The organism is Deinococcus puniceus (assembly GCF_001644565.1).
GTDB lineage: Bacteria > Deinococcota > Deinococci > Deinococcales > Deinococcaceae > Deinococcus > Deinococcus puniceus.
This window is the reverse complement of the sequence record NZ_CP011387.1, coordinates 1,139,065-1,161,855: the sequence shown is the minus strand read 5'-3', so window position 1 is coordinate 1,161,855 and position 22,791 is coordinate 1,139,065. Positions and strand designations below refer to the sequence as shown.

Below are 22,791 nucleotides of genomic sequence, written 5' to 3'. Positions count from 1 at the left end.
GGCCTATGAACAATCAGACTGTTCACTGCGCTGCAATTGAAAGGATTTTGCCTAACTGACTGAAAGTTCACGAATATAAGAGGGGCGTGATAAACAAGCCCTCCGACATGAGAGTAATTTTTGTGTTGGCAGCGCTAGCTTTAACGGTTCAGATGAGAAACCTGTCAGAGTGTTCAGGCTTCGGCTTCATGAGAACTCTCTCATGGGTGTGCCACTTAGTCGTTGTTCATCCACCAAGGAAAATCAGCTCCAGCCGCTCCTCCGGCGGCGCGGGGCCTCGTGCCGGGTCAGATGAAGGTCTCCCTCTCTATACTCTGTTCTATGAGCCAGATTCATGTTCGTGCCCAGCCGGGCGACGTGGCCGACTACGTGCTGTTGCCCGGCGACCCTAACCGCGCCCGCCATATCGCGTCCACATATTTAGAGGACGTGACCGAGTACACCAGCCACCGCCAACTGTTGGGGTTCACAGGCACGTACAAGGGCGTGCGCGTGAGCGTGCAAACCACCGGAATGGGCTGCCCCAGCGCAGCTATCGTGACCGAAGAATTGGCGCGGCTGGGGGCCAAAACCCTGATCCGGGTGGGTACACTGGGCGGCGCGACCCCGGCGGTGGCCCCCGGCGATCTGGTGATTGCCACCGCCGCCGTACCCAATGACGGCACCACCCGCCAACTGCTGGGCGGCGCTCCCTACGCCCCAGCCGCCAGCTTCGAGGTTGTGGAGGCCGCCGCACACGCGGCCCGCGCTTTGGCTGCCCCGCACCATATCGGCCTCGTGATGACCGAAGACGCCTTTTACGCCAGCACGCCCGAACACGCCCGCCTGTGGGCATCGCGCGGCGTATTGGGCTTCGAAATGGAAGCCAGCGCGATCTTCTTGGTGGCTGCCCTCCATAACCTTCGGGCCGCTTGCCTCACCGCGTGCAGCAACGATATAGGCGATCCCCAATTGGTGCCCGACGATGTGCTGGCTGCTGGCGTAGACCGGATGGTGCAAGTGGCACTGGAAGCGGTGGTGAGATTGGCAGGGGCGGAAGGGCGGGCCTGACGCGGAAGCAGGGGCAGGGGAAAGAGGGGGCGCCTCCCCGACTCTCTAACGTGCCTCAACTCCTTGCCCCCAATCGCCGCAACCCCGTAAACTGGCCGGATGCGTTTACTGCTTGACCTCCACCCCGATTCTTACCCCCTCGAAGGCTTCCGAAAACGGCAGCTCTTGGAGTGGGTGTTTGTTCAGGGCGCGGGCAGCTTTGAAGCCATGACCAACCTGCCCGCCGACCTGCGTGCCACATTGGGCGAAGAATACGCACTGAATCCGTTCCGTGAAATAGAAACGGTTCGCAGCACCGACGGCTCGGTGAAATACCTGTTTACTCTGCACGACGGGCGGCAGATGGAAGCGGTGTATATGCCCTACCTGGATCGCCGCACCATTTGCGTGTCTACGATGGTGGGCTGCCCCGCCAAGTGCGCCTTTTGTGCCACGGGCGCGATGGGCTTTGGCCGCAACCTGACCCCCGGCGAAATCGTGGGGCAAGTGCTGGCAGTCGCGGGCGGCGAGGGCATCGCGCCCCGTGAACTGCGGAATCTGGTGTTCATGGGCATGGGCGAACCGTTGCTGAACTACGATCACACCATGCTGGCCGCCCGGATTTTGCTGCACCCGCAGGCCCTCGGCATGAGCAAACGGCGCGTGACCCTCAGCACGGTGGGTCTGCCCAAAGGCATTCGCCGCCTCGCTGCCGAGGATGATCTGGGCATCAAGCTCGCCATCAGCCTGCACGCGCCCGACGAGGAAACCCGCCAGCGCATCATTCCCACCGGACACCGCAACTCTATTGTGGAAATCATGGCGGCGGCGCGGGAATATCAGGCGACCACCGGGCGGCGCGTGACCTTTGAATACTCCATGCTGCGCGGCGTGAACGACCAGTTGTGGCAGGCCCGCGAACTGGCCGGACTGCTGCGCGGCCTTGTCAGTCACGTCAACCTGATTCCCATGAACCCTTGGGATGGATCGGGGTTCGAGAGCAGCACCGAAGCCGAGATTCAGGCTTTTTACGATGAACTGGAAGCACGGGGCGTGGACGTGAGCGTGCGCCGTTCTCGCGGCAAGGATGCGGGCGCGGCCTGCGGGCAACTGGCCCTCAAGCGCCCCGACGCCGTGACCGGGAGTGCAGCGAGCGCGTAAAATTACCTTTCATTTTCTACTGTGCTGGGCCGCCCATCTTCATACAATGGGCGGTCTTTACGTGACTGGGGGAGGTTTCTCACGCAGGAGCCGCCGCGCTGTGAGAAACCCAGCGGCTCTCCCACCACTCTGGCCTCTCAGTCATGAGACAATTTGGTGCGCCCAGCGCAGTTCAGCCCACCTGTCTTCTTCAGGCACTGTACCCTTGCAAAAGTAAGGGTTTGGAAAGAACCGGATGATTAGGCTCAATTCGTTTCCGACTCTCAGGAGGCTCTTAAGTGACGCAATCCACTCGCCCGGCCTTGACATTGTTGCTGCTCGCCCTCACCTCGAGCGCGGCGGGGCAGACGCTGATCGAAACCACGACCAGCATCGGTATTCAGAACACTCTTCAGCAGGGCACTTCGGGCGGACTCGGCTCGGCCCTGCAATCGGCACAAAACGCCGCCCAGACGGTACAAAACGCCCAACAGGCCGCAGCGGTAGCGTTACCCGCCGTGCCCGCCCCGACGCCCTTCACCCCGGCCCAGACCACACAGCTGTCGGCCAGCCAGAGCCTTCTCAAAGAGGGCAAATATCCGCAGGCCCGCGCTGGATTCGAGGCCCTGATCGCCCAGAATTATGCCCAGCCGGAGCCTCATTTCGGCCTCGGTTTGGCCCTGTTTGCCCTCGGCGATTTCAAGGGCGCGAACTTCGAGTTTACGCAGCTGAGTCTGCTGGCTCCTGACCGCTTCGAGGGGCCATACAACCTTGGCGTCATTGCTTCCCGCGAGCGCCGCTACGACGATGCCCTGCGGCTGTACGGCAGCGCGGCAACCCTTGCGCGTGGCCGGGTAGCCCTGACGGTGCAGCGGCAGGTGCTGGACGCCCTCGCAGCCGAACAGACCCGCGCCGCTGCTTACCCGGCGTTGGTCACCACCCTGACCGAAATTGCCACCCTCGCGCCCGACGACACCGCCGTGCAGTTCCGGCTCGTGCAGGCGCAAACGCTGGCCGGACAGGGCGCACAGGCCTTGCCCGGAGCCTACGCCCTGATGCAGCGCGAACCTGCGCGGGCGGACATCGTGCTGCTGATCGCCGACATTTATGTGGCTCAGGGCCTGTCTGAACGCGCCATTCGGGAACTGGACGCCGCCACGGCCCGCGTGACTGCCGGAGCGGCCCGCGGCAGCTTGCTGCTCCGCAAGGCCAACCTGCTGAGTGCGGGCGGCGACACCCGTGGGGCCGTGTTGGCCGCGCAGGCTGCCGCCGACACCGATGGCCGTTCTGCCTCTATCTTGGCCCGCCTCGGAGAACTGCGGGTGGCCCGCAATGACCGCCCCGGCGCACTCACCGCCTACCTGAACGCCGTCAGGCTGGCTCCCAAAAACGCCGCCTACCGCACCGATCTGGCCGCCGTGCGCCTGACGCTGGGCCAGAATGCAGGGGCATTTGCCGACGCGGTGGCCGCCATCAGACTGTTTCCCGAAGCCGCGACGTTGGCCCGCGCCCAGTACGTGCAGGGTATCGCCGCCTACCGTCAGGGCAACTACCCGGAAGCCCGCGCCGCCCTGCGCTCCAGCGCCCTGCGGGCCGCCAACGCCGACACCTATTTCTGGCTGGGCCTCAGCCACTACGCCCTGAAGGACTACGCGGGTGCGGCCACGGCACTGGGCGAAAGCGTGAAGCTGGAACCCACCGTGAATGCCCGCCAAAATCTGGCCTCGGCCCTGCTGGCAAGCGCCCGCTACCCGGAAGCCGAAGCCGTGCTGCGCGGACTGGTCAGCGACAACCCCAAAAACGACGAGAGCTGGTATCTGCTGGGCGTGACCCAGCGTGCCCAGCGCCGCGAAAGTGAGGCGAGGCAGGCCCTGAAAACGGCGGCCAACTTGGGCAACACCCGCGCTGTGGCGGCCCTGAAATGACCTCGCCGCAAACGAACGGCAGCGGGAACGGCGGCAATGGAAGCAACAAACGCAGCGCCCCCCGCTGGCCTGACCTCCTGATCGGTCTGCTGGTGCTGCTGCTGCTGGGCGGCTTCGGCGTGCTGCTGTTCGGGCAACGTTCGGGGAACACGGCCAATACGCCCGCACCTACAACCACACCCGCCCCCACCACGCCCGCAGAAAGCACCGAGATTCCCGCTGCACCCGGCACGGCCACCATCACGCCCGCACCTGCCCCAGCGGCCACTGACCCAGCCCCTGCCAATCCAACCGCGAGCAATCCAGCCGCGAGCACTTCAGCGCCCACAGAAGCTGAGGCGGAGATTCCTCCCGCCACCGAGCAGGCCCAGACGCCCGCTCCACAGACGCCCGCCACCACTCCGGCGGCACCGGAAACCGCCACGCCCGAAACGGCTACGGCTCCCACCACCACTCCAGTCACCCCAGCCACGCCGGACGCAGGTGCCACCACGCCCACCACGTCGCTGGACGATATTCCTACGATTGTGGCGGCCCCCATAGAAACTACGCCTGTGGAAGCCGCGCCCGCTGCCCAGCCCGGCACGCCCGCAGCCACCACCGATCCAGCCACCACCAATCCTGTGGCCCCGGTCTCCCCCGCTGCCCGCACTGGCGGGGCCGTCGCCACCAGCGAAACGCGCACGCCTCTGCGCTCCGATTACCGCATCAGCCTCGGCACCTTTTCTTCGGAGGCCACCGCCAACAGCCGCACGGCGGGCGTCAGCGGCCTCGGCTACCGCGTGTATGCCATCGACCTCGGCTCCGAAGTGGTGGCCCAAATCGGCCCGTTTTCCGATGAAGCCACCGCGCGTCAGGCATTGGCCGACGTGCAGCGGGCCTACCCCGGCGCCATCCTGTATCCGCCCCGCAACCGCAGCCTGACGGGAGGTACGGTCAGCGGCAGCACTCCGGCCCCGACCACTCCCAGCACCACCGAAAGTACCGCACCCGCCCCGGCGGCACCCGTGACGCCCGCACCCGCAACCCCCACGCCCCAAGCCGCCGCGCCCGCTCCCACTGGCCCGGTGTACCTGCAAGTCGGCGCGTTTGACCGGGTAGAAGGCGCACAGAATTTGGTGGGCACGCTGCGTGAACAGGGCTTCGCGCCCACCGTGAACGCGCCCGAAGGCCGCAAGGTCACTGTGTTGGTCGGCCCCTTCAGCGGCGACGCCCTGACCCGCGCCGAGGAACGCCTGAGCAGCAGCGGCCTCGATTCGTTCCGGGTGCGCTGAAGCTATGGCCGATATTCCCACCGCCGCCATCAGCCGCCTCGTGACCTACTTGCGCATTTTGGAGCAACTGGAAACGCAGGACGTGAGCCGTACCAGCAGCAACGACCTTGCCGAACGCGCCCAAGTCAGTGCTTTTCAGGTTCGCAAAGACCTCGCCTATTTCGGGCGCTTCGGCACACGCGGCATGGGCTACACCGTGCCGATTCTGAAGCGTGAACTGGTGCGCGTGCTGGGCCTGAACCGCACGTGGAGCGTGGTGATCGTGGGCATGGGGCGGCTAGGCCAAGCCATCGCCAACTATCCGGGGGCTAGCGATTACCGCTTTCAGTACGTGGGCCTCTTTGACGTCAATCCGCAGATCGTGGGCCAACAGATCCGCGATCTGCGCGTGCAGCACACCGAGCAGTTGCGCGATTTCGTGAGTGCCACACCGGTAGACATGGGCTTTTTGGCCGTTCCACCTGACCGCGCCCAAGACGCCGCGCAGGCACTCGTAGACGCGGGCGTGCGCGGCATCCTGAATTTTGCTCCGGTGGTCATTCAGCCGCGTACCACCGAACGCGGCGGCGTCAGCGAACCCGGCGAGGAGTGGCGCAACGTCACCATTGAAAACGTCGATTTCTTAGCAGGCATGAAACGTCTCGCCTTTTACATCCTCAATCCCACCTTAAAAGCTGCCCTGACGGAGGACACCGAATGACCCAAGGTATGAGCGCCCGCATGAAAGCCCGTATGAACAACCGATCTTTAGCCGCCTCCGCCCTCTTCGCCCTGCCCCTGCTGCTGGCCTCCTGCGGCAGCGTCACCGGTTCGCAGTTTTCTTCTCAGGCCAGCGTGTCCGGCGCACGCATCGACGTCACGATCAAGCGCGTGTTCGACAAGACCAGCGGACAACTCAAGCGGATTGAAAGCCTCTTTGTGATGAACCAGCCGCAGGTCACCTTTATCACTCGGGCGGGCAGCGTGGGCGGCAAGATCATGAGCGCCCAGATTACCGTCAACGATGAGAGCGGCAACCGCTACGCCGATACCAGCGGCCAGTACGTGCAGAACTTCGGTGACCGCCTCTGGCAGGGATACGCCTGTAAAGCGGCTGACGGCACCGTGAATGCTGCCCTCGACCCCGACACCTGCACGTTTGTGAATAAGGTGGAATACACCCGCCAGCAGACCTTCCCCACCGCCAACAACGCGGGCACCATTCAACTCCTGACGCCGCGAATTGGCGAAACGGCAACGGACGACTGTATCAACGGCCCGTGCCCGGCCAACCTCTCTATGAACGTCACTTTCAACATCGTGGACGATCTGGGCCGCAGTCAGACCCTGCCCGTCGTCAAAGCGCCTATCCCCGTTTTCCGTATCAGTGACACCGGAGTTGAAGAATGAATCCAGCACGTTCTGTTTTGGCCCGCAGCTTTTCGCCTCAGCGTAGCCCCGTGTTGTGGCTGCTCACTGCCGCCCTCACGGCCTGCGGCGGCGGAGGTGCGCCTGCCCCCGGCAGCAACACCGCGCCGGAAGTCAGTATCAAAACTGAGGCTGGAACAGCGCTTACGGCTGGCACCTATATCGCCAGCGGCGGTCAACTCTTGGTCACGGCCTCCGATCTGGAAGGCAGCGTCAAGAAAGTGGTGTACAGCATCGACGGCGGCCCCGAGACCGAACTGACGCCCGCCAGCCGCATGACCCTCAGCCTTCCCGCACTGACGGGCGGCGCGCACACGGCCAAAGTCGTCGCCACCGACGATGCAGGACTCGCCACCACCGTCAACGTTCCCTTCTTGATAGACAACGCCGCGCCCGTGCTGAACAGCGTGACCCTGAACGGCACGGCTGCGGCCAGCGCCACCACCTTTACGGTGGGCGACGCCGCGACCCTCGTGGTGCGGGCCAGCGATACGCGGGGCGACGCGGCCAATACGCCCGCCAGCGTGACTGTACGGATTCTGGAAAACGGCACGGTGCGGGCCACCGGAACGGGTTCGGTGAACGCCGACCTCAGCAAAAATGCGGACGGCACGGCCCGCACCGCCGGAACCGTCACCGTGACCATTCAGGCCATAGACAGCGTGGGCTTCGGCATCAGCCGCACCGTCAACCTGACCTTCTTGGCTGCCAGCACCGGAGAGGGCGGCGGAACGGTCACCACGCCTCCGACCCTGACGTGGCTCACCCCCGCCGCCGATTTCGTGAGCGGCAACGGCAGCGTGAATCTGCGGGCCAGCGCCGCCCGCAACGGACAGGACGTGACGGGCACCCTGACCTATTCGGCCACCTGCGGTACGGTGGTAGGCAACATCTGGACGCTGGGGGCCGATTGCGCCGACGGCAGTAAGCAGGTGCTGACCGCCACAGTCACCGACGGCGGCAAACAGTATTCGCTCTCTAAAACCGTCACGGTAGACAGCTCTAACCCCAGCGTGCAGCTCACCAGCCCGCAGCAAGGCCAGAACATTACCGCCAACCCCGTGACCGTGAAAGTGAACGCCACCGATTCGGGCAGCGGCGTGGAAAAAATAGACGTGACGGCCACCGACGCCAGCGGCGCAGTGACCCGCGTGGGCAGCTTGCAAGGCGCGTCGGGCGACGTGATCTGGGCACCCATGAACGGCACCTACACCCTGACCGCTACCGCCACCGACAAGGTAGGCCGCACCAGCCTCAGCACGGTCACGGGCGTCCGGGTACAGCTCAGCAGCACCGACGCCACCGATCCCACCGTAACGGCCATAGCCCTGCCCGCCGGAACCCTGCGCGGCACGCAAACCGTGACCGTAGACGCCACCGACGCGGCTCCCAGCAGCGGCATTGCCAAAGTAGAACTGCTCGACGGCAGCACCAGCCTCGGCGCACAGAGCGCGGGCGTGAATGGCCGCTACACCTTCAGCCTCGACACCACCAAACTCAGCGACGGCGCACACACCCTGCGGGCCGTGGTGACGGACAACGTGGGGCGCTCCGGCGAAAAAACCGCCACAGTGACCGTAGACAACACCGCCCCTGTGGTGACGTGGCAGTCCCCGGCGGCAGGCAGCGTGACCAAGGGCCGCGTGACCCTGAACGCCACCAGCAACGAAGGCACCGTCAGTTACCTCGTGGACGGCAACGCTGTAACGGACGTGGACGCCGCTACCGCCGGTGTACAGGTGAATCTGGCCGACGGGCCTCGCCAACTGACTGCCGTTGCCAGTGACGCCGCGGGCAACCGAACCAGCGTGGCCATCAGCGTGACGGCAGACAGCACTTCTCCGACAGTCCAGATCACCAGCCCCACCGCCAACCAAAACTTTACTGCCGCGCCCATCAGCGTAGCGGTGCAGGCACAGGACATTGGCAGCGGCGTAGCGTCTATCGCGGTGTATGCCAAACCCGCCACAGGCAACGAAGAGTTCGTGGGCACCCTGACGGCCAGCGGCAGCCTGCCTTGGTATCCGCAAAAGACCGACAGCACCGCCTACGAACTGCGGGCCGAAGTGACCGACAAAGCGGGCAATACCAGCCTCAGCACCTTGGTCAGCGGCGTGAAACTGCAATCGGGCAGCGTCATTACGCCGCAGGCCGTGACCGTGTCTGTGCCTGCCGCCGCGCCTCAGGGCAAAACGGTCAATCAGTCGGGGCGCGACTATGTGCGCGGCTACCTGAATGTCCGGGCCAGCGCCACCACCAACGCTGTCAGCGGCCTCAAGTCGGCAGAACTGCTGGTCGACAACACGGTTGTGGCCACCGAAACCCAGAGCGCAGGCAACCCCACGTTCAATTTCAACTTCGATACGCTCAATGACGGCCTGCATGACGTGGCTGTGCGCTTTACCGACAATGTGGGCACCGTGAATGCGCCCAAGATCAGCGTATTTGTCGATAAAACCGCGCCTGTGGTGGCGTGGACGACGCCCCTGAACGGCTTGGTGACCAACAACGCCGCACCCACCCTAACGGCCACTGCCACCGACGCCGTGTTCGGTACGCTGACCCCCACATACACGGTAGACGGTGGCCCCGCGCCCGCCGCGCTCAGCGAAGGCCCCCATCAGTTGGTGGCGACTGGCACCGACCCGCTGGGGAACACCAGCCAGAGCAGCATCAGCATCACGGTGGATCAGACGCCGCCTGATATGAACGTGACCAGCCCGACGGCGGGGCAAGAATTTAGTACCGCGCCTATCACGATCAGCGGCACGGCCACCGACAGACTGAGCAGCGTGGTGAGCATCAGTGCGACGGTTACCAACCCAGACGGCACCACCACCGTGTTGGGGCAACAGGCGGGCGGCAGCTACTCCACGCCGTTTACGCCCAGCAGGCCCGGAACCTACAGCGTGCAGTTTACGGCCACCGACGCCGCTGGAAACACCAGTTCCACCGTCAGCCGCACCTTTACCCTGCGGGCTACTCAGGAAGCCAGCGCACCCGCACCTGTTATTATCGTGAACAACACGGGGCCGCAGCCTTACAGCAGCATTTTGAGTATCAACGTGTCGGCGGGGGTGTCCGCAGGTGTCACGGTGCGGCAGCTGATTCTGGAAGTCACGGATTCCAAAGGCATCGTAGATACGACGACCTACACGGCCAACCGCGAGAACGCCACCTTCAACATAGATACCACCAAGTTCCCAGACGGGGCCTTGACCCTCCGCGCGATAGCTATAGACACCAACAATCAGCGTGGGCAGAGTACCGTGACCACCGTTCAAGTCGCCAACAAGGTCGCTCCGACAATCTCTATCACCTCCCCGACTACGGGCGGTTCCGTCTCCGGCCCCAGCGAAGTCGTGGTTCAGATTCGGCAAAACAACACCGCTTTCAATTTTGTGACGAACAGCATCGTCATTGAAGTCATAGATTCCCGTGGGCAATTGGTGACTACGCGCGACGTTATGGTTGAGCCCGTCAATCCCGGCCTGTGGCAGGCCAGAACGACGGTGGACTTTAACGCGACTGAATACGTGAATGGGAACTATACGATCCGGGCCAAAACGAATGTGCAGTTGTCCGGCGAAGCCACACCCCGCGAGCTTTCTACAGCCAATACCGTCAGCAACTTGAGTAAGGTCGACCTCTCACCTGCACTCAACATCATTTTGCCCGCCTTCTATGGAAACCCCATTGATCCGCAGAAACGGCCCGTACTGACCCGTAAGAGCGCCGTCGCCATTCAGGTCAGCGACAGCGACAGTATCAATCAAGTTCAGTTGCAATTCGTCTGTAATCCAACAGAAGTTCTGGCTGGACAGGTTTGTAATACTGTAGCCTACAACTTCAATCTGCCCATTGGCGCGGCTGGGTTGTTCTACCGGGTCTTCAATACGGGCGTCCTGATCGACTCTCAACCGTTTGTGCCGGACGGCAATTACGTGATGCGGGCCACCGCAACCGATGCGGCAGGCAACAGCAACATCAAAGAAATGCGGGTAGAAGTGAGGCGGAATGCCGCAGGTATCGCCAATTTAGGCAACTTGGTGACCACCACCGAAGAGAGTTCCTCCAGCAAATTTACGCCCGCCTCGGCAACATGGGCGCTCTCTGGAACGACGTTGAACGATACCCGCGTCCTGCGCTTGGAATACAGCTCTATTGGGCTGGGCCTGGGCACCGAGATTCCTACTCTAACGAGTATCAATACCCAGTTGCCCAGGAGCAGCACCATCAGCAACAAAGTGACCTTTGCCCAAGCCGGGACTTTTCGCCAGTCTTACTTGGTTCAAGATCTGGTGACCGGAGTGGTGGAGTTCTACGAGGGCGCAACGGTCAACGTGACGACCAAGGAAGGCGCGACCTCCAAGTAAATCAGGCAATAAACAAAGCTCCCCGCCCATCACAGGCGGGGAGTTGTTGTTGACCTCTAGAGCAGTTCTCCAAATGGAGCCACCGAAAAAAGAGACTTTCGGTGGCTCCATTCTCCGTCCTGCTCGGTCAAATTCACTCGCTTCGCTCGGTCATTATGATGACAAATGCTGTAGATCAGAACTTGATCGTGTACTCTGCGAAGCCATCTTCGCGGGTACGGAGCAGAGTCGCCCCAGCAGGCAGCGCCTTAGCTGCATTTGGGCTGGTGGCGTAAAGTAGCGTCGCGCCGGGGATGGGGGTCAGCTTCCAGTTGCCGTCGGCGGCAGGGTTCACCGTTTGTTGCTGCGTAAAGTAGCCGATGAGGGCCTGACGGGTTTCATCAGGGGCCTGAAGGATGATGTTTTTGCCGTCTAGGCCGGGGAAAGAGCCACCGCCCGACGCGCGGTAGTTGTTGGTGGCGACCACGAATTGCGCGGCGGGGTCGATGGCCTTGCCGCCAAATTGCAGGTTCTTGATGCGGCGGGCGTTGGCGTTGGCGAGCTTGCCTGCCGTGTCGTAGCGGGCGGGTTGGCTCACGTCAATTTCGTAGGTCACGCCGTCGATGATGTCGAAGTTGTAGGTGGGGAACGCCTCATTGACCAACGCTTGCGGTTCGGTTTTGCTGGGGTCTATTTGCTTGAACTGCCCGGCGGCGCGTTCCAGCCATTCCTGCACCTGTGCACCCGTGACCAACACGGCCTGAACGGTGTTGGGGTACACGTACAGATCGGCCACATTCTTGATCGCCAACGTTCCGGCGGGAATATCGGTGTAGTAGCTGGGGCCGCTGCGTCCGCCTGCCTTGAAGGGTGCGGCGGCGCTCAGCACGGGCAAATTGGCGTATTGGCCGCCCGCCAACGCTGCTTTCACATACGCAATTTGCGCGTTGCTGACCAACTGTACGCTGGAATCGTCTTGGGTCAGTGCCCAGTAGGACGTGATCGGCGCGGTCAGGTCGGCCACCTTGCCACGCACGTAGGCCAGCGTCCCTTCATGGGCGGCTTTCACTGCGGCGGCAATGCGCGGGTCGGGCTTCACGAGGCTTGCCTTGGCGGTCTTGTCCCAGATGGGGCGAATGCTCGCCACGCCGTCCTGAATCGTCCACTTTTGGGCCTTGCGGTCAAAATTCAGCTTCAGGTCGATGATGCCCAAGTCGTTGCCCCAGAATCCGGCCATGACCACGGGCTTGCCGTTGATGGTGCCCTTGGTGATGTCTGCGCCGGGAATGCTTTTGTACACCGGGCCGGGGAATTCTTGATGGCTGTGGCCCGACAGCACCACGTCGATGCCCGGAATCTTGGTCAGTTCGGTGGCGACGTTTTCTTGCCCCGGTTGGTAGTCGGCAGTAATGCCGGAATGCGCGATGGTAACGATAATATCGGCCCCCGCCGCCTTCATCTGGGGCACGAATTTACGCGCCGTTTCCACGATGTCGCGGGTGGTGACTTTGCCCTCTAGGTTGGCCTTGTCCCACTGCATAATCTGCGGCGGCAGCAGACCGATGACGCCCACATTGATGATGTACGGGCGGCCCGTCGTGTCGTAGACCAGTTTGCGCTGAATCACGTAAGGCGTGAAGGCGTTGGGGTCGTTGTCAGGGTTGGTGTCGGCGTCGGTGGCATACACGTTAGCGCTCACGTAGGGCATGGGCGCGGCCTTCAGGATGCCCTGCAAAAAGGGCAAGCCGTAGTTGAATTCGTGGTTGCCGAGGTTGCCCGCGTCGTAACGCAGCACCCGCATGGCGGCGTGCATCGGGTGAAGTTGGCCCGCTGCCAGCGGCTTGATTTTTGCCACGTAATCGCCCAACGGATTGCCCTGAATCAGGTCGCCGTTGTCGTACAGCAGCGTATTGCGCTTTTCGTTGCGGGCATTCTGGATCAGGGTGGCGGTGTACTCGAAGCCGAATTCCCCGGTGGGCTTATCTTGGTAATAATCGTACCCAAGCGCGTTGGTGTGCAGGTCGGTGGTTTCCATGATACGCAGGTCGACAGTCTGTGCGCCTGCCGCCGAAAAACCAGTTGCAGTCGCCAACGCCGCGCCAAGCAGGAGCGGGGCTGTGAGGGTGCTGAATTTAGGCATGGGCCGCAGCATACCGCCCCCATTTGGGGGAATGCTAGACAAGCTGACAGTTACAGCGACCCAACCGGGACGGCTTACAAACTCGCCGCCAGCCTTGCAAACAGCGCCGGAACGGACGGCATCTCTCCCCCACTGACCCAGCTTTGGCCGAGGCGCTTGGTACGGAAATCGTGGAGTGGGCCGCCGAGTCCCAAACCGATGCCGTCTGGGAAAAAAGTGTTCAGGTCAGTGGGAGCCGTCACTTCAGCCGCACCCGGCAAAGCCGACACAGCGAGATCGACTGTGCGGGCGGGGCCAAAGTGCAGGAGGTGAAGGGTGGGGCCGTGTTGCCACACGAAACGGGCGGCAGATTCGGGCAGCGTGTCTAGTGTGCCGGGGGCCGAAACGTGCCGCATGCTCAGGCCGGGGCGAAGGCGAAGCGTCACTGTCTCTGCCGTGCCCAGCGCTCCGAAGCTGCCCACAAACGGGCGGGTCAAGTCATAGCCCTGCACATTCTTGACCGTGCGCCCGCCCGCCACGATGCGTTGGCCGCTGGGGGATATGAAGGTCAGGCCCAATACTTCGGCGGCAAAAAAGAAATTCTGCCCGAATCCCCCACGACTGACCAATCCGCCCACGCCCCCCGGCAATTCCACGGGAGGAAAGGGTGGATACAAGCCAGCGGGCAAGGCGGCGTAGACTTCCAGCAAGGCAGTATCCCCAGTCACGGTCAGCGTCTGGTCACTGGGAGACAGCTCAAGAATGGGCATAGTTGGCCTTTGGACGCAGTGACCTGTCACGGGTGGACTTTCTTAGCCCCTTAGAGCCTTGACCCTGAGACAATCTCGTCACGCCAACTCCTGTGGCAAGACCTTGCCGGGATTCAGCGCCCCGTGTGGATCGAGCGCGTGCTTGACCCGCCAGAGAGCCGCCAACGTGCCCCCGTCCACCGCCTCACGCATGAAGGCCAGTTTCATGGAGCCGATGCCGTGTTCGCCGCTGAGGACTCCGCCGTGCCGCAACGCCACCCGCGCCACTTCATGCGCCAGTTCATGCACGGCCTCCAGAGACTCGGTGCGCGGATCGAACAGGATGTTGGGGTGCAAATTGCCGTCGCCGATGTGCCCGAACTGCACCAGATGCAGGCCCGACGCGTCGCCCAATGCCCGGATTTCGCGCACGACTTCGGACAAGACGCTTCTGGGCACCACGATGTCCTCGTTCATGCGCTGCGGGCGAATGCGGCCCAAGGCAGGCGACACCGAACGGCGGGCCTGCCACAGTTGCGCGGCCTCGGCGTCACTCTCGGCGCGGCGCACTGTGCCACCCGCATTGCGGCAGGCGGCTTCCACCAGCGCCCGTTCTTCTTCCACCGTTTCCAAATCATCGCCATCGGTATCGACCAGCAACACCGCCTCGGCTTCTCTGGGCAATCCCAGATGCAAATAATCTTCGATGGCGTTGGTGCAGGCCCGATCCATGAATTCCAGTTTGCTGGGCACGGCTCCGGCGGCAATGGCGGCACTCACGGCTTCGGCACACGCGCCTACTTCGGCAAAATGGGCCATCAGGGTACGGGTAAATTTGGGCGGGGAAGTCAGACGCAAGCGGGCTTCGGTGATCAGGCCCAGCGTGCCTTCCGAGCCGATCAGCAGGCCCGCCAAGTCGTAGGCGTCACGGGTGAGAGCATGCACCTCGCCGTCTGCGTCCACGAATTCCAGCCCCTGCACATAATCCCCAGTCACGCCGTATTTGAAGCACAGCGGCCCGCCTGCATTCTCAGCCAAGTTGCCGCCAATGGTAGAGGTACGGAAGCTGGCTGGATCAGGGGGATAGATCAAGCCAAACGGTTTGGCCGCTTCCGTGACGGCCAACGTGATGACCCCTGCTTGGGCTGTGGCTTCCCGTTTCACCGCATTGATGCTCAGCCGGGTCATGCGGGTAAACGAGATGACCAAACCGGGTTCTGTCGGTGCGGCTCCACCACTTAGACCAGACGCCGCGCCGCGTCCGACAATGGGCACGCCCGCCGCCCGCGCCGCCTTGACCGCCACCACGACATCGGCGGTACTTTCGGGCAAGACCACACACAGCGGCGTTTCACCAAAAGCGATAGCGTCGTAACGGTAATTCAGGCGCTCGGAGAGGCTGGACAGGACTTTGCGCGGGCCGAGCAGGCGGGTTAGGGTGGCGGCGAGGGGGGAAACAAGTGGCGCAGTGGGCACTTTGGACATGGTGCGGGTTGTCATGCTTGGCCTCCAGACATCTGAACAAGGTCAGCAACCCACTGACCCGGAGCCACGTATAACTGACTTGATAAATGACCCCTCTGACCAATTCCACATCCTCTCTTCGTCAAAAGTCCCCGCCCTCCATGATCTTTAGCATCATGTGCGTCATGACCGTTGTTTTCGGCCTGTGGGAAGTGGGCTGGGACTTCGCCCTGCTGCCCCTCTGGTTCTACGGTTACGCGGTGCTGGTTGGATTCGTCAGCTCGTTGGGACAGAATATGCAGAAGTTGGAGCGTCCGAACTGGCCCTTTGGGGGACGCGCGGTGCTGCTGGGAACGGGCATGAGCCTTCCACCGATGTCCCTCTTGTTCGGCAGAATGTTGCTGAGCGGCGACGCCTTCAATCCTCTCTTGCTGTTGTTCTTTTTCATCCTCTGGACGCTGTTTGCTGTGATTTACGGCGTATTGGCCGTATATCCTCGCACCAAGAAGTGGGTCTAAAGCCCTCACAACTCCCCCCGGTACGCCAAATCCAGCACTTCTATGGTGTGCATGACCGGAACCGGGCTGCCTTGCCTGCGGGCGTGGCTCTGAATCTGGGTGTGGCAGCCGATGTTGCCGCTGGCGATCAGATCGGGGGCAGTAGACAGGATGTTTTTGGCCTTGCGAACCCCGAGTTGGGTGGCAAGTTCGGGCTGCTCTAGGTTGTAGGTTCCGGCGCTGCCGCAGCACAAGTCGCCTTCGGGCACTTCTAGCACGGTCACGCCGGGAATGGCCCGCAGCAGGGCACGCGGCGCAGACCGGACACCCTGCGCGTGGGCCAGATGGCAGGCGTCGTGGTAGGCCACCGTCAGCGGGCGCGAGGTGGGCATGGGCGGTTCCAGTTCGCCCTCCTCCAAAAGTGCGCCCAAGAATTCGCTGATGTCCTGTACTTTGGCGGCAAAAGCCCGCGCCTGCGCCTCGTCGGGGAGGCCGTGCAAAATAGCCGGATATTCTTTCAGGCCCGCGCCACAGCCTGCCGCGTTGGACAGAATGGCATCGAAGTCGTCGGGATTGAAGGCCGCGAGATTGGCCCGCACCAGTTTCAGCGCCTCGCCGCGTGCGCCCGTGTGCAGGGCCGCCGCGCCGCAACAGCCCTGACCGTCGGGGATGACCACTTCTATGCCGTTGCGGGCCAAGACTCGCAGGGTCGCCGCATTGAAATTGGGCGCGAGAGCTTGCTGGGCGCACCCCACGAGGAAGGCCACCCGGCCCCGGCGTTGGCCGCGTACAGGGGTAAACGCGGCGCTGGGTTGCATGGCGGGCACCCGTTCGGGCAGCAAATCCAGCGGAGAACGCAGCGCCGTGGGCAGCAGCGGCGCGAGGGGTTTGGCAAACTGGCCCACCCGTGCCGCCAAACTGAACACTTTGGGCGCAGGCAAAATCTTGAGAATAGCCGCACGCTTGGCCCGGTCTAGCGGGCTGCGCTGGCGCTGCGGTTCGCTCCAGCCGCGAAAACTGGTGATGAGTTCGCCGTAGGGCACACCACTGGGGCAAGCCGTCACGCAGGCCTGACAGCCGAGGCAGCGGTCTAGGTGCGGCGCGGCGTCGTACAGCGGAAGCGCCCCTTCCAGCACTTCCTTCATCAGCACGATGCGCCCGCGTGGGCTGTCCATTTCATCGCCAAGCAAGGCATAGGTGGGGCAGGCAGGCAGGCAAAAACCGCAATGCACGCAGGCGTCTACGGCGTGCGCCATCACCTCGCCCTGCCCGTCCGGGTGGTGGGTGCGAATGTCGTTGTTCATAGCAAGGCCGATTGAAGATGGTTGGCAAAAACCCTGAACTCTGAGCCAAGCGAACAGGACAGAAGACAGATTCCGGAAGATGAACAGGCATTCGGCGCTTGTCCGAGTGCATGGGAATTGAACGGAATCTGTCTCACGGGTGCCTTGCCCTCATGCCCACAAGATAGGCGTGTGGGCGCGGGACAATTGGAAGACATGTAGAGGAATGGGCAGGTGGCCCGACGACAGCCCCTCTCCATCCCCCGTTGCCGTAGCTTCCGCTGTGTTTATGGGGCCGTTCAGGGGTTGTGCAGGGAGAGGGAAAAGTGCATTGTGAGAACCAACACCAAGCAAGCCAACGCCAACCCAGCCAACACGAACGCTGCCGAGGAGGGGAGACACCCCAAGAGCCGAAGAAGTGAGCGCCCGGATGAAAGGCCGGTTGCCCGTCGCCTCAAGACCTCACCAAGCGAATGAACCTCAAGGGAGAACGGTCATGAGAAACGTTTTTGCTACCGTCAGTGTCCTGACCGCCGCACTCACGCTCGCTTCGTGCAACAATCCGGTGCCTCCATCAACAAATCAGGCCCCTGTCGCCGCGTTTATCAGCACGGGTCAGGCCGCCTTCAAGCCCACCCTACTGGATGCCAGCACCTCCACCGATCCAGAACAGGGGGCGCTTACGTACCTCTGGGATTTAGGCAATGGGCAAACGGCACAGGGTCAGAAAGTGCAGACCAGCTTCGCCGGGGGGACTCACCCCGTGAAATTGACGGTCACTGATCCACTGGGGTCAAGCCACACGGTCAGCAATACCATCGTGGTGAATTCGGCACCCGCCACCGGTCAAGCGGCCTTGACCCTCAAGGTGATCGACCTGAACGGGGCGGCCCTCAGCGGAGCCAGTGTCCAGTTTGCGGGCCAGAGTGCCACCACCAATGCACAAGGCGTCGCTCCGCTGGCTGGCATTCCAGTTGGCACCACTGCCCTACTCAGGGTCAGCAAAGCTGGATTTATCAGTCAGGTGACCCAGCAGAGTCTGGTGACTGGAACCACCCTGTCCAGCCTCCGCATCAGCTTGCGCCCGGTGGGCACGACGGCAACGCTGGACGCCTCAGCGGGCGGTACTTTGACTGCCCCCAATGGCACCAGCATCGTGATGCCGCCCAATGCGTTGGTGGACAGCAGTGGCAACGCGGTCACAGGCAACGTTCAGGTACAGATGACACCCATTGCTGGAGCCGATGCCGCGTTCCTTGGGGAAGGCAGAGCCATCTCGGCGGCAGGCGCAGAATCTCGCCTGATGACCTACGGCATGCTGGATGTCGTCTTGACCAAGAACAACCAAACACTGCACTTGGCTCCGGGCAAAACTGCTCAACTCAAGATGAATCTCGCCATCGACAACCATTTGAACGGCTCAGCAATTGCTGTTGGCGATTCTATCCCGACGTGGTGGTTCAATGAAAACAGCGGCGTGTGGATTGAAGAAGGCCAAGGCCAAGTGGTCGCCAGCAGCACGGCCCCCACAGGCAAAGCCCTGACGATGACCGTCACCCATTTCACCAGTTGGAACTGGGATTTGTTGATCAGTGGTTCGGCCAGCACTTCTCTGGCCGTAAAGTGCATGTACCTCGACGGCAGCGGCAATCCCACTGTGCCGCTGCCCGCCGGACAAAGCTGCGCGGTGAATGCTTACGTGACCCAGCCCAATAGCACGACACCCATTGCCACCACCAGCGGTTCTGTCAGTCCAAACGGCGATCTCATCTACAACCTTCCGGCAGGAATGGCGGTGAGCGTGACTGGCGTGGCAGGCGGCTTCGTCGGCTCGGCGGGCACCTCCACCGGACAACAGACCTCGCTGAGCAACCCCCTGATTATTCCGCTGACAACTGCACTGACGCCCACAGCCCCCTTCAGCTTTACCACCACCACCTACGGGCCTTCTTACGGATTTTTCAGGCAAGTGGCGCTTGGGTTTACGGGAACAAGCGGCTTGACACCCACGTTCACCGCTGCTCTGAATGCGGGTGCATCACAGGCTATGACCACTTGCTCCCCTATGTCTGGCGGCGGATATACCACGCTTCCCTGCATCGAGCAACTGAGCGCCGCCCTCGTCCAAATTGCCTTCCCTAACGTCTCTGGTCAGGTCTTTACGGTGACAGGCACTGCTGGCAGCAGTAGCGCCACCGCAACAGTGACTCTGCCCTAAACATTCAGCCCTAAAAGCTCAACACCGCCCTACAGCGGCAAATCCAACTTGCCCAACAAATCCCGCAACTGCTGGCGCTCCGGCTCGGTCAGGCCTGCCAAGAGGCGGCGTTCGTTGGTGAGGTGCAGCGGCAAGACTTGATCGACCAGAGCCAGCCCTTCGGCAGTAAGGGCCACCAAAAAGGCGCGGCGGTCTGTGGGATGCGCCTGACGGCTGACCAGCCCACGCCCTTCCAGCGAGTCTATTCGCTTGGTCACGGCGGGCGGCGTAATCGCCATCAGGGTGCCCAATTGAGACAGCGGCAGACCTTCCGGGGGTGCAGAACGGCGCAGCGTTGCCAGCACATCGAAGCTGGACGGCGTGAGGCTGTGCCGCGCAAAAAAGGCTTCCAATTCTTCGCCCAGCAAGACGCCCGTGCGCTGAATGGCGATGATGGTCAGCATAGGCGAGGGGTCTAGATCGGGCCGAGCTTGCCGCCAATCGTGGTCTATGCGGGCCAAGAGGTCGGGGGTTTTCATGGTTGAGCCTGCACCGTCTGGCGTTCGCGGGCCAAAATCAAGACTGCTGCCACCAGCAGGGCCGCCCCCAGAATGGCGGTGACGCTGACTGGGCGCACCGGTTGGCCCAGCAGCCCGAAAGCGTCTATGATTCGCGCCCCCAAAATCTGGCCCAAGGTGACGCCTGCGGTACTGGCCGCCACCCCCAGCAGCCGCGCCGTAAACAAGGTCAGCACCACGTATCCGGCCCCGACTGCGCCGCCCAGCCACATCCAAGCTTCGGCCCCGGCGGGAAAACTGGCCTGCCCCAACACACCCAGCAGCGCCAGAATCAGCGTGACAGTCATGCCCACCAAAAAATTGATCAGGCTGGCGAGGACGGGTTGACCGCTGTGGGCCGCCAACCGCACGTTCAGCACCAGCCCCAGCGACAGGCCGAGGCCCGCAGCGACGGCACCGACTAAGGGAATCAACATCAGAGCACCTGAAGGCCAAGTCCGGCCAGCACGAGCACGAGGACGGTGGCCCGCTGCCTGTTGAACGGGCGCTTGGGCAGCCCCAGCACGCCAAAATGATCGAAGGCGAGGCTGGCGATGACTTGCGCGGCGATGACCAACGACACCGCCAACGCCGCACCCAACGAACGGGTCAGCACCACGCTGGACACCACGTAGGCGCTGCCCACCAAGCCGCCCAGAAAGCTCCAGACCGGAGCGCCGCGCAGGGGGGCAAACGAGAGGCGGCCCCGCCCCGCGATGAGCAGCCCCAGCGTGAGGAACAACGCGCCGACGCTGTAAGACACGGCAGCGGTAGCGACTGGAGAATGCGTGTAGGGCGTAAGCGAACTGTTGAGCGCGAACTGCACGGGCAAGAGCAGCCCCACCGCCACCGCGAACAGCAGGCGTGGATTCATGGAGGTAGTGTACCAGTTAAAATTAAACTGGTGAAAGAGTTTAAGAAACGTTTCTAGGCTTGGTAGAGTTCTCGGGTGACGCCTTTTGGTTCGCCCGACACGCGCCTGATCGTTTTGCGGGGCAACTCCGGCTCGGGCAAAAGCAGCGTGGCCCGTACACTGCGTCAGGCCTACGGCTACGGGCTGGCGTGGGTAGAACAGGATTACTTGCGCCGAATTCTGCTCAGGGAACACGATCTACCGGACGCGCCCAACATCGGCCTGATCGATCAGACGGTTCGGTACGCACTTGATCACGGCTTCCATGTCGTGCTGGAAGGCATTCTCTATGCCGATCATTACAGCGAGATGCTACATGGCCTACAGCACGACCATGCTGGACAAACAAACTTCTACTACTTTGACCTCGATTTTGAGGAAACGGCTCGGCGGCACGCGACCCGCCCACAAGCGACTGAATTTAGCATTGGCGATATGCGGCCTTGGTTTCGCACCGGCGATACCCTGAATGTCTCGCACGAGCGAACCTTTGATGCGTCACTCTCTTTAAACGACGTGGCTCAATGCATTTTGCTGGAAGCGGGCCTGTTGAGCAGCCAACCCGTTCTGCCTTGAAAGTGTGCCGAAAGCCAATGGGTTTTCTCAGTTCACTTCCAAATAAATCGCTTTCAAATACTCGGCTTCGGTGAAGGAGGCGTGGTGGTCAGGGGCGTGGCGGGTGGTGCGCTGCTCGCGCCAGCCCCGGCCACTTTCATCGGCGGCGCGGCGCACGGCGTCCCAAAATTCGTCGGCGCTGACGTGGGCACTGCACGACGCACTGACCAGAATGCCGCCCGGCGAAAGGAGGCGAATGGCGTCGGCGGCCAGTTTGCCGTAGGCGCGGATAGCGCCTTCCCGCTCGGTTTCGCGGCGGGCAAGGCTGGGCGGGTCAAGAATAATCAGATCGAAGGTCAGGTCGGTTTCGGCCAGCCACTCGAACACGTCGGCCTGAATGGTTTCGTGCGTGGCGGCGGCTATCCGGGGATTGCCTGCATTCATGGCAAAGTTGCTTTTGGCACTGGCGAGGGCGTGGGCGCTGAGATCCACACTGAACACATCGGTGGCCCCGCCCCGCGCCGCGTACAGGCTGAAGCCGCCCGAAAACGAGAAGGCATTCAGCACCCGCCGCCCCCGCGCCAGCGATTCTACCCGGCGGCGGTTCTCGCGCTGATCGAGGAAAAACCCGGTTTTCTGGCCGCGCACCACATCAGCCTCGAACAAGATGCCCGTTTCCGAAAAGACGACGCTGGCTTGGGGTAAGTTCCCCTGCACGACCTGTCCATCGGCCAGCCCCGCCGCCCGCGCCCGCTCTTGAATATTGCGGCTGAGGCGCAGTACCACGGCAAAATCGGGGAACCGTGCGGCCAGCAGTCCCAGCACGCGCTCTAGGTGAGGAAACCAAGCCGCCGTGTACAGCTTGACCACCAGCACCGAGCCGTAGCGGTCGAGCACCAGCCCCGGCCAGCCGTCCGATTCGCCGTTGATCAGGCGGTAGCCGTCGGTATCCTCACCAAACAGCGGCGTGCGGAGGTCAAGCGATTTGTCTAAATGGGCGGCCCACCAAGCGTCGTTGAGGGTAGCAGGAGAACCGGCGTGCAGCACGCGCACCCGCAACGGCGACTGTGGATCGAACAGGCCGATGGCGAGGAAGCGGTCACGGCGGTCATAGATCACGGCCAGTTCTCCGGCCTCGGCGTCGCGGTTTTGCTCGCGCACGCTGGATTCGTACACCCACGGATGGCCCGCCCGCACGTAACCTTCTGCCGCCGCCGTAATGCGGAGGCGCAGGCGCGGCGGGGTGGGGGGAGTTGAGGGAGTAGACATCGTTAAAGGTTAGCGCAAGGGCAGAAGATGGGGGAAAGAGCAGTGGATGGGCAAATGA

The 22,791-nt window shown here is 62.6% G+C and carries 18 protein-coding genes; 10 read left to right on the top strand and 8 right to left on the bottom strand.

Annotation, left to right across the window (positions count from 1 at the left end):
* The first annotated feature begins 321 nt into the window (after positions 1 to 321).
* From SU48_RS05285 to SU48_RS05255, 7 genes are all read left to right on the top strand, one after another.
* Entirely contained in the window at positions 322 to 1,050 is a 729-nt protein-coding gene (locus SU48_RS05285) for a phosphorylase family protein (RefSeq protein WP_064014343.1), read from the top strand.
* A gap of 99 nt (positions 1,051 to 1,149) precedes the next feature.
* Positions 1,150 to 2,190 (top strand): 23S rRNA (adenine(2503)-C(2))-methyltransferase RlmN, encoded by a 1,041-nt coding sequence (gene rlmN / locus SU48_RS05280; protein ID WP_064014342.1) that lies wholly within the window; start codon positions 1,150 to 1,152, stop codon positions 2,188 to 2,190.
* Positions 2,191 to 2,468: 278 nt separating this feature from the next.
* A complete protein-coding gene (locus SU48_RS05275; RefSeq protein ID WP_231881688.1) occupies positions 2,469 to 4,094 on the top strand; it encodes a tetratricopeptide repeat protein in 1,626 nt (541 codons plus the stop codon).
* On the top strand, positions 4,091 to 5,368 hold the full coding sequence (locus SU48_RS05270) for an SPOR domain-containing protein (RefSeq protein ID WP_064014341.1): 1,278 nt from the start codon (positions 4,091 to 4,093) through the stop codon (positions 5,366 to 5,368). The genes SU48_RS05275 and SU48_RS05270 overlap by 4 nt, the downstream gene beginning before the upstream one ends.
* Before the next feature lie 4 nt (positions 5,369 to 5,372).
* Positions 5,373 to 6,068: a redox-sensing transcriptional repressor Rex gene (locus tag SU48_RS05265; protein WP_064014340.1), complete on the top strand. Its 696-nt coding sequence runs from the start codon at positions 5,373 to 5,375 to the stop codon at positions 6,066 to 6,068.
* A complete protein-coding gene (locus SU48_RS05260; protein ID WP_157451085.1) occupies positions 6,065 to 6,757 on the top strand; it encodes a hypothetical protein in 693 nt (230 codons plus the stop codon). The genes SU48_RS05265 and SU48_RS05260 overlap by 4 nt, the downstream gene beginning before the upstream one ends.
* Positions 6,754 to 11,151 (top strand): beta strand repeat-containing protein, encoded by a 4,398-nt coding sequence (locus SU48_RS05255; RefSeq protein ID WP_157451084.1) that lies wholly within the window; start codon positions 6,754 to 6,756, stop codon positions 11,149 to 11,151. Before SU48_RS05260 ends, SU48_RS05255 begins: the two co-directional genes overlap by 4 nt.
* A gap of 175 nt (positions 11,152 to 11,326) precedes the next feature.
* Here SU48_RS05255 and cpdB read toward each other — a convergent pair whose 3' ends face one another.
* The 3 genes from cpdB to SU48_RS05240 form a co-directional block, all read right to left on the bottom strand.
* Complete coding sequence (gene cpdB, locus SU48_RS05250; RefSeq protein WP_064014337.1) at positions 11,327 to 13,270, bottom strand: 2',3'-cyclic-nucleotide 2'-phosphodiesterase; 1,944 nt, start codon at positions 13,268 to 13,270, stop codon at positions 11,327 to 11,329.
* A 74-nt stretch (positions 13,271 to 13,344) separates the two neighbouring features.
* Complete coding sequence (locus SU48_RS05245; protein WP_064014336.1) at positions 13,345 to 14,019, bottom strand: FAD-binding oxidoreductase; 675 nt, start codon at positions 14,017 to 14,019, stop codon at positions 13,345 to 13,347.
* 78 nt (positions 14,020 to 14,097) lie between these two features.
* Positions 14,098 to 15,498 carry an FAD-binding oxidoreductase gene (locus SU48_RS05240; protein WP_157451083.1) on the bottom strand — a complete coding sequence of 467 codons (1,401 nt, stop codon included), beginning with the start codon at positions 15,496 to 15,498 and terminating at the stop codon, positions 14,098 to 14,100.
* Positions 15,499 to 15,647: 149 nt separating this feature from the next.
* Between SU48_RS05240 and SU48_RS05235 the strand changes: the two genes are divergently transcribed.
* A complete protein-coding gene (locus SU48_RS05235) occupies positions 15,648 to 15,980 on the top strand; it encodes a hypothetical protein (protein ID WP_064014334.1) in 333 nt (110 codons plus the stop codon).
* A 5-nt stretch (positions 15,981 to 15,985) separates the two neighbouring features.
* Here SU48_RS05235 and glcF read toward each other — a convergent pair whose 3' ends face one another.
* A complete protein-coding gene (glcF, locus tag SU48_RS05230) occupies positions 15,986 to 17,263 on the bottom strand; it encodes a glycolate oxidase subunit GlcF (RefSeq protein WP_064014333.1) in 1,278 nt (425 codons plus the stop codon).
* Positions 17,264 to 17,738: 475 nt separating this feature from the next.
* Between glcF and SU48_RS05225 the strand changes: the two genes are divergently transcribed.
* A complete protein-coding gene (locus SU48_RS05225; protein ID WP_064014332.1) occupies positions 17,739 to 19,460 on the top strand; it encodes a PKD domain-containing protein in 1,722 nt (573 codons plus the stop codon).
* Between the two features lie 29 nt (positions 19,461 to 19,489).
* On the opposite strand, the gene SU48_RS05220 is transcribed toward SU48_RS05225, so the two are convergent.
* The 3 genes from SU48_RS05220 to SU48_RS05210 are packed head-to-tail and all read right to left on the bottom strand — an operon-like array spanning position 19,490 to position 20,870.
* A complete protein-coding gene (locus SU48_RS05220; RefSeq protein WP_064014331.1) occupies positions 19,490 to 19,978 on the bottom strand; it encodes a MarR family winged helix-turn-helix transcriptional regulator in 489 nt (162 codons plus the stop codon).
* Positions 19,975 to 20,433 (bottom strand): DMT family transporter, encoded by a 459-nt coding sequence (locus SU48_RS05215; protein WP_064014330.1) that lies wholly within the window; start codon positions 20,431 to 20,433, stop codon positions 19,975 to 19,977. Before SU48_RS05215 ends, SU48_RS05220 begins: the two co-directional genes overlap by 4 nt.
* Positions 20,433 to 20,870, bottom strand: a complete 438-nt coding sequence (locus tag SU48_RS05210) for a DMT family transporter (protein ID WP_064014329.1) — start codon at positions 20,868 to 20,870, stop codon at positions 20,433 to 20,435. The genes SU48_RS05215 and SU48_RS05210 overlap by 1 nt, the downstream gene beginning before the upstream one ends.
* A gap of 75 nt (positions 20,871 to 20,945) precedes the next feature.
* Here SU48_RS05210 and SU48_RS05205 point away from each other — a divergent pair, with 75 nt between their 5' ends.
* Positions 20,946 to 21,485, top strand: coding sequence for an AAA family ATPase (locus tag SU48_RS05205; RefSeq protein WP_064014328.1), 540 nt, complete (start codon positions 20,946 to 20,948; stop codon positions 21,483 to 21,485).
* Between the two features lie 27 nt (positions 21,486 to 21,512).
* Here SU48_RS05205 and SU48_RS05200 read toward each other — a convergent pair whose 3' ends face one another.
* Positions 21,513 to 22,733: a 23S rRNA (cytosine(2499)-C(5))-methyltransferase gene (locus SU48_RS05200; protein ID WP_064014327.1), complete on the bottom strand. Its 1,221-nt coding sequence runs from the start codon at positions 22,731 to 22,733 to the stop codon at positions 21,513 to 21,515.
* Positions 22,734 to 22,791 lie beyond the last annotated feature (58 nt).

Coding starts and splice junctions, on each gene's coding strand:
- SU48_RS05260 (WP_157451085.1), top strand. CDS start 6,065: ATGACCCAAGGTATGAGCGCCCGCATGAAAGCCCGTATGAACAACCGA.
- SU48_RS05245 (WP_064014336.1), bottom strand. CDS start 14,019: ATGCCCATTCTTGAGCTGTCTCCCAGTGACCAGACGCTGACCGTGACT.
- glcF (WP_064014333.1), bottom strand. CDS start 17,263: ATGAACAACGACATTCGCACCCACCACCCGGACGGGCAGGGCGAGGTG.
- SU48_RS05220 (WP_064014331.1), bottom strand. CDS start 19,978: ATGAAAACCCCCGACCTCTTGGCCCGCATAGACCACGATTGGCGGCAA.
- rlmN (WP_064014342.1), top strand. CDS start 1,150: ATGCGTTTACTGCTTGACCTCCACCCCGATTCTTACCCCCTCGAAGGC.
- cpdB (WP_064014337.1), bottom strand. CDS start 13,270: ATGCCTAAATTCAGCACCCTCACAGCCCCGCTCCTGCTTGGCGCGGCG.
- SU48_RS05215 (WP_064014330.1), bottom strand. CDS start 20,433: ATGTTGATTCCCTTAGTCGGTGCCGTCGCTGCGGGCCTCGGCCTGTCG.
- SU48_RS05210 (WP_064014329.1), bottom strand. CDS start 20,870: ATGAATCCACGCCTGCTGTTCGCGGTGGCGGTGGGGCTGCTCTTGCCC.
- SU48_RS05235 (WP_064014334.1), top strand. CDS start 15,648: ATGACCGTTGTTTTCGGCCTGTGGGAAGTGGGCTGGGACTTCGCCCTG.
- SU48_RS05200 (WP_064014327.1), bottom strand. CDS start 22,733: ATGTCTACTCCCTCAACTCCCCCCACCCCGCCGCGCCTGCGCCTCCGC.
- SU48_RS05225 (WP_064014332.1), top strand. CDS start 17,739: ATGAGAAACGTTTTTGCTACCGTCAGTGTCCTGACCGCCGCACTCACG.
- SU48_RS05270 (WP_064014341.1), top strand. CDS start 4,091: ATGACCTCGCCGCAAACGAACGGCAGCGGGAACGGCGGCAATGGAAGC.
- SU48_RS05255 (WP_157451084.1), top strand. CDS start 6,754: ATGAATCCAGCACGTTCTGTTTTGGCCCGCAGCTTTTCGCCTCAGCGT.
- SU48_RS05285 (WP_064014343.1), top strand. CDS start 322: ATGAGCCAGATTCATGTTCGTGCCCAGCCGGGCGACGTGGCCGACTAC.
- SU48_RS05265 (WP_064014340.1), top strand. CDS start 5,373: ATGGCCGATATTCCCACCGCCGCCATCAGCCGCCTCGTGACCTACTTG.
- SU48_RS05240 (WP_157451083.1), bottom strand. CDS start 15,498: ATGACAACCCGCACCATGTCCAAAGTGCCCACTGCGCCACTTGTTTCC.